The following is a 14820-nucleotide window of genomic DNA, read 5'->3' as shown; positions in this document are numbered from 1 at the left end:
TTAACAATACGTCTCTTTATTTATCAACTTATTGACAATTTACCTGTTGCTAGCATAACTACTGCAACTATTCCTGCTACTAAGAAAATTAGTGCTATCACTTTCTCATATGATAAGAAAATATAATTTTTCTTCTTATTACTATTGTTCTCTTTGCTGGCAATTGTAAATGCAACTATGCCAATAGCAAAAAGTATAGTTTCTAACAAAACGTATTTTAACCCTGCTGCATATACTAACCATGCTGTGTATATAGTTGCAACTGATGCAATTATAATATTTTTAGTTCTTCCATTTTCTTCTTTACTCATTAATTCAAATTTTAGCCCAAACAGTGCACTAAGAAAATAAGGAATTAATATAGCTCCACTTGCTATTGAATATAGTATTTGATAGGTACTACTAGAAAACAGTGTTAGTATAAGTGAAATTTCTACTAATATATTAGTAATCCATAAAGAATTTACTGCTGATCCATTTTTATTTTCTTTAGCAAATACTTTCGGGAACATACCATCTTTTGCAGCTATATACGGAATTTCTGCTGCCAAAAGAGTCCAACCTAAAGTTGCTCCTAACAAAGAAATTACCAATCCTAAATTTATTACGATTGCTCCCCACTTTCCAACAACACTTTCAAGTACATATGCCATTGATGGAGTGTCTAAACCAGAAAGACGAGCCCTATTCATTATTCCTAAAGATAATAGTGTTATTAAAATATATATGACTAATGTTCCAACCAAGCCTATTACTGTAGCTTTTCCTACATCACTTCTTCTTTTAGCTCTACCTGAAACAACTACAGCTCCTTCAATTCCTATAAAAACCCATAATGTTACTAACATGGTACTTTTAACTTGAGCTACAACTCCCCCTAGGCTAGGAGTAGAACCACCCCAAAAATCTAAGGTAAATATATTAACTTTAAACATTATGATAGCTATAATTACAAATAGGAATATTGGCACTAACTTTGCAATTGTAGTGATAACATTTACTATAGCAGCTTGTTTTACTCCTTTTAATATCAAACCTTGAATAAGCCACAACATAATAGATGCGCAAACAACAGATGCTAAATTATTTCCTTTTCCGAATACAGGAAAAAAGTATCCAACAGCTCCAAACATCATTACCAAATAAGATACATTACCAATTAATGCACTTAACCAATATCCCCAAGCTGAATTAAATCCCATGTAATCTCCAAAACCAGCTTTAGCATAACTATATATACCACCATTTAAATCTGGTCTTTTCATTGAAAGATTTTGATATACAAAAGCTAATGCTATCATACCAATTCCAGTAATTAACCATCCTATAATAATTGCACCTGCACTAGCTCCTTTTGCCATATCACCTGGTAGCGAAAACGCTCCTCCACCAATCATTGAGCCGATAACTAATGCTATAAGTGAAAATAACCCCAATTTATTATTTTCTGACAATTCATTATCTTCTACTAGTTTATTATCTTCCACAAATAAAACCTCCTAATTGTTTTATGAACTATATTGTTATTTTTATAACAATATAGTTCATAAACTATTTTATTAATCTCCTAAAGTAGCAACCATGACAGCTTTTATTGTGTGCATTCTATTTTCTGCTTCATCAAATACTACAGAATATTTACTTTCAAATACTTCATCTGTAACTTCCATTTCATTTAAACCAAATTTATCATGTATTTGTTTTCCAACTTTAGTTTTTAAATCATGAAATGCAGGAAGGCAATGTTCAAATATAACTTTTTCATTTCCTGTCATCTTTATCATATCCATATTAATCTGATAAGGTTTCAATAGTTTTATTCTCTGTTCCCAAACTTCATCAGGTTCACCCATTGATACCCAAACATCAGTATAAAGGACATCTGCACCTTTTACACCTTTAGCAACATCATCAGTTATTGTTATTTTAGCTCCGCTCTTTGCAGCTTCTTCTTTGCATTTATTTACTAATTCTTCTTTTGGGAATAATTCTTTTGGTGTTACTATTCTAAAATCCATTCCCATTTTAGAAGCACCAATCATAAGTGCATTTGCAACGTTATTTCTTCCATCACCAGAATAAACAAATGTCATCTTATTATATGGCTTATTTAAATGTTCACTAGCTGTTAAAAAGTCAGCTAAAACTTGTGTTGGATGATCTGCGTCTGTCAATCCATTCCAAACTGGAACTCCTGAATATTTTGCTAAATCTTCAACAGTTTCTTGTGCATATCCTCTGTATTCTATACCATCAAACATCTTTCCTAAAACTCTTGCAGTATCTGCAGCGGACTCTTTCTTTCCCATTTGACTTCCTGTTGGTCCAAGATAAGTAACATGAGCTCCTTGATCCTGTGCAGCAACCTGAAATGAACATCTTGTTCTTGTAGAATCTTTTTCAAATAAAAGAACTACATTTTTTCCCTTTAACTTTTGTTCTTCATTTCCTAGGTATTTAGCTCTCTTTAAATCTCTAGCAAGATCAAGCATAAAGTTTATTTCTTTCTGTGAAAAGTCCATTAATGTTAAAAAGCTTCTATTTCTTAAATTAAATCCCATGTCAATTTCTCCTTATTCGGTAATTGTTTTAAATTTTATTTTCTAATTTGTTATAACTTATCTTGTTATACTATATTAACTATTGAAATTATAAATTTTCTCTCCAAAGTGGCATACTCATACATCTTGGGCCGCCTCTTCCTCTTGACAACTCTGATGATGGCATAATATTAAGTTTTACTCCATACTCTTCGAGCAGCTTATTTGTAACATGATTTCTAGAATAAACTACTACTTCACCTGGGGCAATAGCTAATGTATTGGAACCATCATTCCACTGTTCTCTTGCAGCATGTATTTTGTCACCACCGCCACATCTTATTAACGTAATCTTTCTTCCAAGATACTTTTCCAATACTTCTTCTAATTCAATATTTTGTTTTACTACTTTTAATCCACTTGAACTATCTTTATCTTTTGTTATTTCATAAACAACCAAAGGTCCTTCGATCTCAGGATGAACAGTAAACTTATCATAATCAACCATAGTAAACACAGTATCTAAATGCATAAATGCTCTTGATACAGGAATCTGGAATGCCAAAATTGTCTTAAAGCTATTTCCTTTACAGAACAATTTTCTGCAAACTTTTTCTATTGAAGCAGAATCAGTTCTCTGAGAAATTCCAATAGCCAAAGTTTCTTTATTTAATATTAATTCGTCTCCACCTTCAATAGATGTATTTTCGTCTCTATCAAACCAAAGTGGTATATTACAATCCTTAAATCTAGGATGACATCTAAATATATATTTAGCAAATATAGTTTCTCTATTTCTAGTTTCTGTTCTCATATGATTCAATGTAATACCATTTCCTATAGTTGCAAATGGGTCTCTTGTAAAATATAGATTTGGCATTGGATCACATATAAATGGATATGAATCATTTACTTGATCATATAAGGAAAACCTCTTATAATCTTTAAGCTCTTCTTTTCTAACTCCTGCCATCATTTTATCAATCATATCTTTATTAGATAATCTTAAAAAATACTCTGTAAGCGCCTCTTTCAATGCAGGGCTTTCTACTTTAGCTTCATCAATAAATTCACTAATAAAATTAAGTTTAGTATCTGTGTCATATAGAGATTCTGCTGCCAAATTCTCCAAGTAAAGAACTTCAACACCTTTATTTCTTAATATATCAGCAAATGCATCATGTTCCTGCTGGGCTATTTTCAAATAAGGGATATCATCAAATAATAACCTATTTAATAATTCTGGAGTAAGATTTTCTATCTCTTGGCCTGGTCTATGCAATAAGACTGTTTTTAATTTTCCTATTTCTGAAGTAACATTTAAAGCTGTTTTTGAAGTACCATTTTCAGAAGTAACTTCTGAATCTCTTCTTAAAACTTTAGTTTCCATCTTAATTTTTCCTCCCATCTAATATTTCGATAACTCAACATTACTTAATTTCAAAGTATGTATATTAAAGTCTCATTTAATAATGCTATAGTACTAATCGCATTAGTAACCATCTAGGTGGTTACTACGGTTATTATTGTATGTTAATAAGATAACGTTGTCAATCCTTATTTTTCTATTTTTTTTGATTTTTTGACATACTTATACATGTATTTGAATGTTTATTATTCATAAAAATGACATTTATTATTCCTACTGGATTTTCATATGCATATTTTTTATAAATATTCAAAAAATTTTTTATAAAAAAATAAAATTTAGGAAGATAACTTTAAGATATCCTCCTAAATTTTATTTTAGAAATTATATATATTTTAATAATTTAAAGTACTATGCTTAATTCCATATAAAAAGTAAATTGCTAAACCAACTATTGTCCAAATTAGAAATCTCATCCATGTTAAAGGTTGTAAACCAGCCATTAAATACAAACAAAAAGCTACTGTTAAAATTGGTGTAAATGGAACTCCTGGACACCTAAACTTTCTCTCAGCGTTTGGCATTGTTTTTCTCAAAATTATTACACCTATAGATACCATAACAAATGCAGATAATGTCCCTATATTACATAAATCCATAAGTATATTGAATGGCAAAAAACCTGAAAGTATTCCCGTTATAATACCTGTAAGTATTGTACATATACCTGGTATCCCATTTCTACTTGTTATCTTAGAAAATGCACTAGGAATTAATCCATCTCTTGACATAGTCATAAATATTCTAATTTGACCGTATAATGTTACAAGTAATGTTGAAACCATACCTACCACAGCTCCTACACTAACTAATACAGATCCCCAATTAATTCCTATTTGTGCTAATGAAAAAGGGAGCGCATTGTTTACATCTATTTTCATAAATGGAACTATTCCAGTCAATACTAAGGAAATAGCCAAATATAATACAACAATTACTGTCATACAAATCATAAGTCCAATTGGAACATCTCTTTTAGGATTAATACTTTCCTCTGCAGAAGTTGAAACTGTATCAAAACCTATATAAGCAAAGAATATAACAGAAGAAGCTGTCATTATTCCTTTTAATCCAAATGGCGCAAATGGATGATAATTTTTTACATTTATATGTGGTACACCTAATGCTATAAAAATAACGATTACAGCAATTTTAATAATTACAGTAATATTATTTATTTTACTACTCTCTGAAACACCTTTATACAACACATATGTTATAAATATAATAAGAAGTACAGCTGGCAAATCAATTATGCCACCTGACAGAAGAGATTTGGTAATACTATCAGGCAAATATATATTGTATAATTTTAAAATTCCTACAAATACTGATGACCATCCTGACGCTACTATAGCTGCAGATACTAGGTACTCAAGTATTAAATTCCACCCTACAATCCATGCTATTATTTCTCCAAAGGCAACGTAACAATAAGAATATGTACTTCCTGAAACCGGAAACATAGTAGCAAGTTCTGCATAAGTAAGTGCACATAAAGTACTAGTTATTGCTGCGATTAAGTAGGAAATTACAACTGCTGATCCTGCCATATGCGCCCCTTGTCCAGTTACGACAAATATTCCAGTTCCAATTACTGCTCCAAGTCCAAGCGCTGCTATATCAATAGCATTTAATTTTCTTTTTAATCCATTGGCTTCTACAGAATTTTCAAGATTATTTACATTTCTTTTTCGAAATAAGCCCATAAAATATCCATAACTTTTACTGGAATTTCTAAAATCGTTTTCACTTCTTTTTTTAATAAAGTTCACAGAATACTCCTCCTAATTATTGATAATATTAAAATATTCATATTATGGCTACCTACTGTAACACTCTTACTATATTTGAACATTACCAATATACAACTATTCTGTAAAATATAATAACCACTACAGTAGTTATTATATTTTACAGAATAATTATACCTTACAGAGCATTTTTTAGCAAATATTTTAAAAATTACTATGATAAAAGTCAAAAAAAGTCTTATTTTATGAATTGAGCTTTCTAAGAAACATTATTGATTAGAAATCATGTTTTTAATTTTTTTAGCCAAACTCAAGGCTGCTTTTTCATCTGTTGTTATTACAAATAATGTATTATTGCCAGCTACAGTGCCAATAACCCCGCTGAAAGCTAAAGAGTCTGCAGCTTCTGCTGCTGCCTTGGCTGAACCAGATAAAGTTTTTATTACAACAAAATTTTTCATAGTTTGTACATCAATAATTGTTTGTGAAAATATAGCTACTATTTTATCAGGAAATAGTTTTCCTGTATGCCTTACAACAGAATATTTCGATTTCCCATTTTGGCCCACTACTTTTGTAATTTTTAATTTCTTTATATCTCTTGACACAGTGGCTTGAGTTACTTCTATTCCCGCACTCTTAAGCTCTTCTACTAGCTCCTCCTGTGTTTCTATATCCTTTGAATTAATAATTTCAAGTATTTTTGTATGTCTCTCAGTTTTCATATATAATCTCTCCATTTATCAATTTTAAAAATATAAATCAAGCTTTATTTTTACTTCATGCTAATCTAAAATCTTTCAATATAAGCTGTATATTCCTATTCCCTTTATACTCATTAACAGAAGGCAAATATATAAAATCCATTTTTAGATTTTTAAAATCATTATTTAAAATTTTATAGGCTGCCCCACTTCCATAAGCTTTAAATATCAATTGTCTAAACTTTTCGCCTCCATCAAAAGACAGTGCATCAATTTTGTTTAAGCTATTTTTCAGCCTGCAGAATAGTTTTAAAGTATTTTTGTCCTTACCTATAAAATAAACCCTAAATACATCCACATTTTTTTCTCCAAATACAGGTGTAGAATTTCCTTTGCCAAAAGGCTCTAATCTCTTTATATCTTCTATCATTTTAAAAGATATGCTATTTAAGGGAACCTGTTTATCTATTCTAATCTTGGGTATTATATCCTCATCTGTAAGTTTGCAATTTCTATTTAATCTATCTCTAAGCTTATCTATATTTTCTTCTTCTATAGACAACCCTGCTGCCAAAGGATGACCTCCAAATTGGAACATTAACTCCTTGCATTTTACAAGTTCTTCAAACATATTATAGCCTTCAATAGATCTACCTGAGCCTTTAGAAAAGTCTTTTCCATTAGTTATTACAATAGAGGGTACATTATATCTTTCTTTAAGCCTTCCTGCAACTATTCCTGCTATACTTTCATGTACTCCTTTTTCATATACCACAAGTACTTTGTCCTTTTTCAAATCTGACTTTTCAACTTTATCTATTATTTTATTTAAACTGTTAATCGTCATATCCTGCCTATGAATATTTAATTCATGAAGTTTTTTCGCAAGTTCATGTGCCCTGTCCGGATCTTTGCAAAGTAAAAGTTCCAGTGCTAAAGCTGCACTTTGAAGTCTTCCCGTAGCATTTATACAAGGTCCTATTACAAATCCTATATGATAAGAATTCAATGTTTTATCTTCTAATGAGGTCTCTTTTATAAGTTCCCTTATTCCTAAATTTTCTGTGTTATTTAACATTTCAAGTCCTTTTTTAGCTATAACTCTATTTTCACCTATGAGATCCACCACATCACATATAGTTCCAATAGCTGCATACTCGATAAATTTAAGTGCCTCTTCCTTTTTTATATTAAATTTATCATAAAGCACCTGAATAAATTTAAAGGCAACCCCTGCTCCACAAAGTTTTTTAAAAGGATATTTGCAGTCTTCCTGTTTTGGGTCAATAACAGCATCTGCTTCAGGAATTAAGAATTTTCTTTTCCCATCTTCATCATCTGAAAAAGGTATATCATGATGGTCAGTTATGACTACCTGCATATTTAATTCCATAGCCCTTTTAATTTGCTCTAGTGCCGAAATTCCATTGTCACAAGTTATTATAAGCTGAATTCCATCTTCTTTGAGTTTTTCTATACTATGAATATTTATTCCATAGCCTTCTGTAATTCTGTCTGGAATATGATATTTTACCATAGCACCACACCTTAAAAGTCCACAGTATAATATATAGGTGCTCATTACTCCATCTACATCATAGTCTCCATATACTGCTATATTTTTTTTCTCTTTTATAGCACTATATATTATATCCACACCACTTTCCATATCTTTCATGAGCAGCGGATTCTGGAGATCTCTCATAGAGGGATTTATAAAACTTTTTATCTCTCCCTGTGTTTCTATTTCCCTATTTACAAGAATTGAAGCTACAACTTCACTTATTCCTGCCATTTTGGCAATAGCTTTTACATCTTTTTTACACCTTTTTAACATCCACCTTGCCTGCAATAACAACACCCCCTTTTTTAGTAATCAATTCACAATTTGTGAATTAATTTAGTTTCCAGTTAAAATCTGTATAGAGGGTTTAACCATAACCTTGTTTGCAACTTCAATTATATCTTCTTCCCGAACATCATCTAAATTATATATATTTGAATAACCATCATACCTGCACCCTCTTTGCATAAGTTCAGAAGTAACAACTTCTTTACAAAATTCAATGGATCTTTCAAATTTTATTTCTCTTTTTAAATTTATACTTTTACTTAAAGCCTTTATTTTAGTCCCAGTAAAGTACCCTTTTAAACATTTCAATCTGTCTATTGTGTCTGAAGTTATAGAAATCGCTCTTTTTACACTTTCAAAAGAAGTGCCCATATTTATAGAAAGAAGTTTTATTCCCCTTTCATTTTTTATGCTGCTTCTAACCTCATAGGCCAGTGCGTTTTCTGTCCTTATCTTATTAAAAAGAATACTATCTGTGCCCTGTCCAAAAGCAGCATTAAGAAGAAGCAGCGCTTTGAATTCCTTATGATTTAATTTTTGTATATCAAATATATATTGAATTTTAGCTCCAGTTATACCTGGTACAATTTCTTCAAACACTCCATTTCTCACTGCTTCGCACAAACTTTTTTCATGCACATATTTTTTTAAATCACTTTTCCATAATCCAAAATACGTGCTTATTATGTCCCTTATAAAGCTAATATTTAAAGGCGAACATACACAAATGGTACAATTTTCAGGAAAATAAAAATCATCATAAAAACTTTTTATTTCATCCAAAGTAATTGATTCTATGCTGCTTCTATTGCCTACTATAAGTTCTCTTATCCTCCTTTTTTTAAAGGAATTTCTAAAAAGAGTACTCTCACAATGCCTATACATATCGTCTTCCCATTCTTTAACTTCCTGAAGTATTACATTTATCTCTTCCCTAAAACCTTTAGTTGAAAAAAGAGGATTCAAGAGCAGGTCGCTGTAAAGTTCAACTGCTCTTTCCAAATCCTCTGAGAGACATGTACCATAATAAATTGTGTAGGGATAATTTGTCATAGCATTTTCAAATCCAAATATACCTTCAAGTTCAGAATTTATCTGATTTTCACTTCTATTTTTACTTCCCTTAGATATAAGGTGTTCTACTGCATGAGCTGTACCTAAATGAAATTTTTTTTCTTCTTCCAGTGCCCCTGCATTAAAACCTATACAGAGGGAAGTTACTTTTCCTTCTCTATATTCATATAACAATTTCAACCCATTATCCAGTATATATTCTTGCAAGTTTTGCCTCCATATGTATTTCATATTTTCTATTTACATTATAATACTGTCAAACTAAATTAAAAAGCATATCTTTCTTTAATTTTTCCACAGTCCTCTTATCTGCCAAATTTTCTAAAACTTTAAAAGCAAAATGCATGGCAGTAGCAGGACCTCTACTTGTTATAATATTTCCATCTTGAACCACTACATCCTCACTATAGCTTACAGGTGCTATATCATTTTCATATCCTGGATAGGAAGTTACCTTTTTATTCTCAATAATACCTGCCTTTTTTAATACTATAGGTCCTGCACAAATAGCACCTACTATCTTGTTAGAATTATTGAAGTCTTTTACAACTTGTATAACCTCAGGGTTATCCCTCAAATTAGCTGCTCCAGGCATTCCACCAGGTATTATTAAAGCATCATATTTATCAGTATTTGTTTTTTCTAATAAGCTGTTAGCTTTTACATGTATCTCATGGGTACCCATTACATCATCTTCAGAATTTATAGAACAAGTTATACAGTGTACCCCTCCTCTTCTCAAAACATCTACACAAGTTAAAGCCTCTACTTCTTCAAAACCTCTTGCAAGTAAAACTATAGCCTTTTTCATAACACAACCACCTCAAATAAATTATAACACAGTATTAAATTTATAATTATACATATAAACAGAGTTCTTGACATCAGATGGAGTTTTGACTCCACATGATGCTTAGAAATCGTTATCCAGGGATGTAGCTGCTCTTTACTCACACTTGGAGAAGTGAGAGTATTAGAGCAGGTAGTCATCGGATAAAATCATAAAAATAATTTCATAAAGTCATCATTAGTTAGTTTTAAAATATATTTTGACACATCATTTTTTTCTATAATATTTTTTATATCTTCAATATTAAACTTTTTATCAATAAATAGATCTTCCATTTCCTTTATAGGATTTTCCTCAAAGAAGTCGCCCTCTACTTTAAATTCTTTCATTATTCCATCAATTACATTTACCTTTACACATATACTTCCTGCATCAAATCTCATTTCTTTATTATAATTAAACTTAGGAGATTTTCCAAAATTCCATTCCCAGGTGCCATATTTATTGTTAACAAGTTCATTTATATTTTTCGTATCTTCTTCACTTAAAACATAAGTTTTAGGATTTTCTTTTCTGCTTTCAAAAAAGCATTGAATTAACATATCTTTAAATTTTATAAGAGATAATCCTTTATCAATATGTTCACTTATATTTGTAACTCTGCTTTTTACCGATTTGATTCCCTTAGATTCAAATTTTTCTTTTTTTACTTTTAATGCCTTTGACAATATAGTTAAATCACTTGAAAATAAAATAGTTCCATGATGCAATAACTTTTCCTTATGAAAATACTGTGAATTACCAGAAAACTTTTTTCCATCTATTAAAATGTCATTTCTGCCGCTGAAAGTTGCTTTAACTCCCAGCTTATTTAGACAGGATACTACTGGCAGTGAAAAGAAAGAGAAATCGTTTTTATGCAGTTTGGATTTATTTTTTATTATAGTAAAATTCAAGTTGCCAAGATCATGGTATACTGCACCTCCACCAGACAATCTTCTCACAACTTTAATATTGTTTTTATCTACATATTCCAGATCTAATTCTTCATAAGTATTTTGATTTTTGCCAACTACTATAACTGGTTCATTCTGCCACAATATTAATATATCTTCCCCTAAATCTTTATATTTCACAAAATATTCCTCAAGGGCAAGGTTAAAATATGGATTATTTGAGTTATTAACAACGTTTATCATTATTTTTTCTCCTTTTCGCATATGTAATACATAATGATTTCTAGATTGAAAATTAATTTATTCTCCGAATATTTTTACAACCTTTAGCCAGTCAAATATTTTGATAAATCTAAGTAAAAAATTCTAAGTTTTTTACAAATTTTTTACTAAGGCTTATATGCAAAATATTTAAATGTGCTTCATTATTGTAAAAATATTTCTAAGCATAAATTTACTATTAAATAGAATACCTATTTAATAGTTTTTTACTATAACTCAATTATACTATATATAGTTTATTATTAAAAAGTTGAGTATTTAATATCTTTATCTTATTTATTTTAAAACTCACAGAAAAGAGCCATACTTTAAAAGAACCAGTTATGTTAGTTCTTTTAAAGTATGACTCTCTTTAAATAACAAATTTCAAAGTTCAAATATCAAATTAGGATAATTTTCTTCCTAACGTAAGAAAATATTAAAATTATAGATTTCCTAAGGTACGAGGGAAATCACCTTTATCTGTTCCTTGTTATTTGAACATTATTATTTTCATATGCGTGAAAATTAAGTATTTAATAAACTTTTTTAACCTTATCATCCATAACTATGAGCATAATGCTTTTTCCCCTTCCTGCTCTATTCTGAATAACTACATCTTTTACATTTATCTGCTCTTTGTTTCCTTTTTCAGAAATTAGATTTAGCTTATAATCTTTACTATCATTACCATCTATAAGAAAACAATATGCTACCTTATCATCTTCCTTTAAACTTATAGCTGTAACACCTGCAGCTAATTTTCCCATAGTATTTACGGTATTTGCTTTAAACTTTATTCCCATCCCTCTTTCAGTTATTAAAAATATTTCTATTTCTTCCTTGTCACTGTATTCTACATTTACAAGAGAATCTTTTTTATCCTTAAATTTATAAGCAGTAGAACATCCAGCAATCTGCTTAAATTCCATTAATGCGGTCTTTTTTACCATACCATATTGGGTAAAAAAGTATACATATCCACAATCAAAATTTTCCACAGAAATTATCTTTAGTATATTACCTACGTCTATATTCTTCATAAGTACCTTAATATCTATGCCACTATTATCTACGTTCTGAAGCATAAAAGCAGGTATAGAAAGAACTTCTCCATCTAATGTAAATATCAATATGTAACTTGAAGAATTGGTAAACACACTTTTAGAAGATTTTCCTGAATTTAAAACTTTAATTATTCCAGACTTATTTATGTTTATGTAAAACTCTTTATATTCTGGTTCTGTTGAAAAATCCATCTTTACCGCAAAATCTTCCCCTTGTAATGTAACAAGTGGTGTAGTAACTATATTTCTATCTTCTAAATTAATTTCTGGACTTCTTACTGTAAACTCAAGTCCGGACTTAGTTTCTACTTTTATAAATTCTACATTTGCACTTCTATCAACAAGTTCTACCCCTATAAGTTTTTCCCCATTTTTTAATTTCAATGCCATAAGTTTTGTATAATTTGTGACGAATGACTCAATTCCTGTTCTCTTTATTCCACCAATGCTAGTAAAAAACACAAAATCCTTTTGCAAATTAAAATCTTTTATACTATATACTGCAGTTATATGATTTTTTTCTAAATCAATTCCCTTTATTAAATTATCCAGCTTTTCTCCTTTTTCCTTCCACTTAAACTCAGGGATATCCATTCCTCTAATCCTATACATATCACCGGAATCTGTAAAGAACATAAGGGTATCTTTTGTGCTGGAATTTATGAAATACTCGTTAAAATCTCCTTCTCTATATTCTATGTCTTCAACTTTTCCACTAGAGCGATTATAACTTTTTAAAGAGGTCCTCTTTATATATCCCTCTTTTGACATAGTAATAACTATATCTTCATCTATTATAATTTCATCTACATCTATTTTTGCCTTCTCATCTTCTTCAACAATAGCAGTTCTTCTATCGTCTCCATATTTTTCTCCAACTTCAATAAGTTCTTTTTTTATAACTTTCAGAATTTCCTTCTCACTTTCCAATATTTTAGTAAGTTTTTTTATAACTTTCAAAAGTTTTTCATGTTCTTTTTCAAAAGAATCTATTTCAAGTCCAGTGAGCCTGTACAGCATAAGCTCCAGTATAGCCTCCGCCTGGGGGTATGTAAAATCAAACTGTTCCATAAGGTTTGAAGCCGCATCTTTTTTCGATTTAGAACTTCTAATAGTCTTTATAATTTCATCCATTATTCCCAGAGCTTTTATAAATCCCTCTACAATATGAAATCTCTTTTTTGCTTCTTCCAATTCCCTTTTAGTTCTCTTTGTTATGATTTCTTTTTGGTATTCCACATAATATTTCAATATGAGTTTTAATCCCATAGTTATTGGCTTTCCATCTCCTAATGCTACCATGTTAAAAGATATATTGCATTGAAGGTCCGTTTTCTTCAGTAAATATTTTAAAATCTTCTGAGCCAATTTCATATCTGTAGATTTTTTAAATTCTATTACTGCTCTTATACCACTTCTATCAGATTCATCTCTTATATCCGATATAGGCTCTAGTGCCCTTGCATACCTTTTATCTGCAGTCATTTCAGAAATTACCTGAAGTAATTTTGCCTTACTCCTTCTATAAGGAAACTCTGTAATAACTATTCCAAGTCTTCCGCTGTCCAATTTCTCTATGGAAGTCTTGGCCCTTAATGTAACTTTTCCTTCTCCTGTTTCATAGGCTGAAATCATAGATTTTTTACCTATAATTATTCCTCCTGTAGGCAAATCCGGTCCTTTTATGTAATTCATAAGTTCTTCTACAGTTATATCTCTATTATCAATATATGCTACAGTAGCATCTATTACTTCTCTCAAATTATGTGGGGGTATGTTAGTGGCAAGACCTACAGCTATTCCAAAAGCTCCATTTACAAGTAAGTTGGGATATCTTGCAGGAAGAACTTCCGGTTCCTTTTCAGATCCAGAATAATTGTCCACCATATTTACTACACCTTTTTCTATATCTCTTATCATTTCCATAGCAATAGGTGTAAGTCTTGCTTCTGTATAACGCATGGCAGCTGCACTATCTCCATCCTGACTTCCCCAATTTCCATGACCATCTATAATTGGCATCCTAGTTGTAAAATCTTGGGCTAGTATTACCATGGCGTCATATACGGAAGTATCTCCATGAGGATGATATTTTCCAAGGATGTCTCCTACTATCCTTGCAGACTTGTAATATGGTTTGTCTGGAAAAGCCTTTAACATATATGAACCATATATTATCCTTCTATGTACAGGTTTTAACCCATCTCTGACATCAGGAAGTGCCCTGTCCTTTGCCACTTCTACTGCATAAGGAAGATAATTGTCCGGCATAGCTTCTTCTATAGGAATTTTTATTATATTGTTATCTTTTGGAATTACTGTGTTCTTAACCAAATCCATTTCCTCCGATTCTTTCACTTTAGGCTATAAGGTTATATAATTAAATTTCATTA

General features: G+C 30.4%; 10 protein-coding genes. All 10 read right to left on the bottom strand.

Annotation, left to right across the window (positions count from 1 at the left end; all coding sequences use genetic code 11):
• Nucleotides 1-23: 23 nt before the first annotated feature.
• Nucleotides 24-1487 carry an arginine-ornithine antiporter gene (arcD, locus tag CLAU_RS14795; RefSeq protein WP_013237594.1) on the bottom strand — a complete coding sequence of 488 codons (1464 nt, stop codon included), beginning with the start codon at nucleotides 1485-1487 and terminating at the stop codon, nucleotides 24-26.
• A gap of 72 nt (nucleotides 1488-1559) precedes the next feature.
• A complete protein-coding gene (argF, locus tag CLAU_RS14790) occupies nucleotides 1560-2561 on the bottom strand; it encodes an ornithine carbamoyltransferase (protein ID WP_013237593.1) in 1002 nt (333 codons plus the stop codon).
• Nucleotides 2562-2649: 88 nt separating this feature from the next.
• Nucleotides 2650-3930: an arginine deiminase gene (gene arcA, locus CLAU_RS14785; protein WP_013237592.1), complete on the bottom strand. Its 1281-nt coding sequence runs from the start codon at nucleotides 3928-3930 to the stop codon at nucleotides 2650-2652.
• Between the two features lie 374 nt (nucleotides 3931-4304).
• Nucleotides 4305-5678, bottom strand: coding sequence for an APC family permease (locus tag CLAU_RS14780; protein WP_029170014.1), 1374 nt, complete (start codon nucleotides 5676-5678; stop codon nucleotides 4305-4307).
• 314 nt (nucleotides 5679-5992) lie between these two features.
• A complete protein-coding gene (locus CLAU_RS14775; RefSeq protein ID WP_013237590.1) occupies nucleotides 5993-6448 on the bottom strand; it encodes an arginine repressor in 456 nt (151 codons plus the stop codon).
• A gap of 55 nt (nucleotides 6449-6503) precedes the next feature.
• Nucleotides 6504-8279 carry a single-stranded-DNA-specific exonuclease RecJ gene (gene recJ, locus CLAU_RS14770; protein WP_013237589.1) on the bottom strand — a complete coding sequence of 592 codons (1776 nt, stop codon included), beginning with the start codon at nucleotides 8277-8279 and terminating at the stop codon, nucleotides 6504-6506.
• A 48-nt stretch (nucleotides 8280-8327) separates the two neighbouring features.
• A complete protein-coding gene (locus tag CLAU_RS14765; RefSeq protein WP_013237588.1) occupies nucleotides 8328-9560 on the bottom strand; it encodes a M16 family metallopeptidase in 1233 nt (410 codons plus the stop codon).
• Between the two features lie 49 nt (nucleotides 9561-9609).
• Nucleotides 9610-10164, bottom strand: a complete 555-nt coding sequence (locus CLAU_RS14760) for a DJ-1 family glyoxalase III (RefSeq protein WP_013237587.1) — start codon at nucleotides 10162-10164, stop codon at nucleotides 9610-9612.
• 188 nt (nucleotides 10165-10352) lie between these two features.
• On the bottom strand, nucleotides 10353-11342 hold the full coding sequence (locus CLAU_RS14755) for a lipoate--protein ligase (protein ID WP_013237586.1): 990 nt from the start codon (nucleotides 11340-11342) through the stop codon (nucleotides 10353-10355).
• A 554-nt stretch (nucleotides 11343-11896) separates the two neighbouring features.
• The gene (locus CLAU_RS14750; protein ID WP_023162966.1) at nucleotides 11897-14761 is read right to left on the bottom strand and encodes a DNA topoisomerase IV subunit A; all 2865 of its coding nucleotides are present in this window, start codon (nucleotides 14759-14761) and stop codon (nucleotides 11897-11899) included.
• Between the last annotated feature and the right edge of the window lie 59 nt (nucleotides 14762-14820).

Origin of the sequence: Clostridium autoethanogenum DSM 10061, from assembly GCF_001484725.1 — a bacterium.
Classification (GTDB): domain Bacteria; phylum Bacillota; class Clostridia; order Clostridiales; family Clostridiaceae; genus Clostridium_B; species Clostridium_B ljungdahlii.
This window is presented reverse-complemented; position numbering and strand designations above follow the sequence as displayed.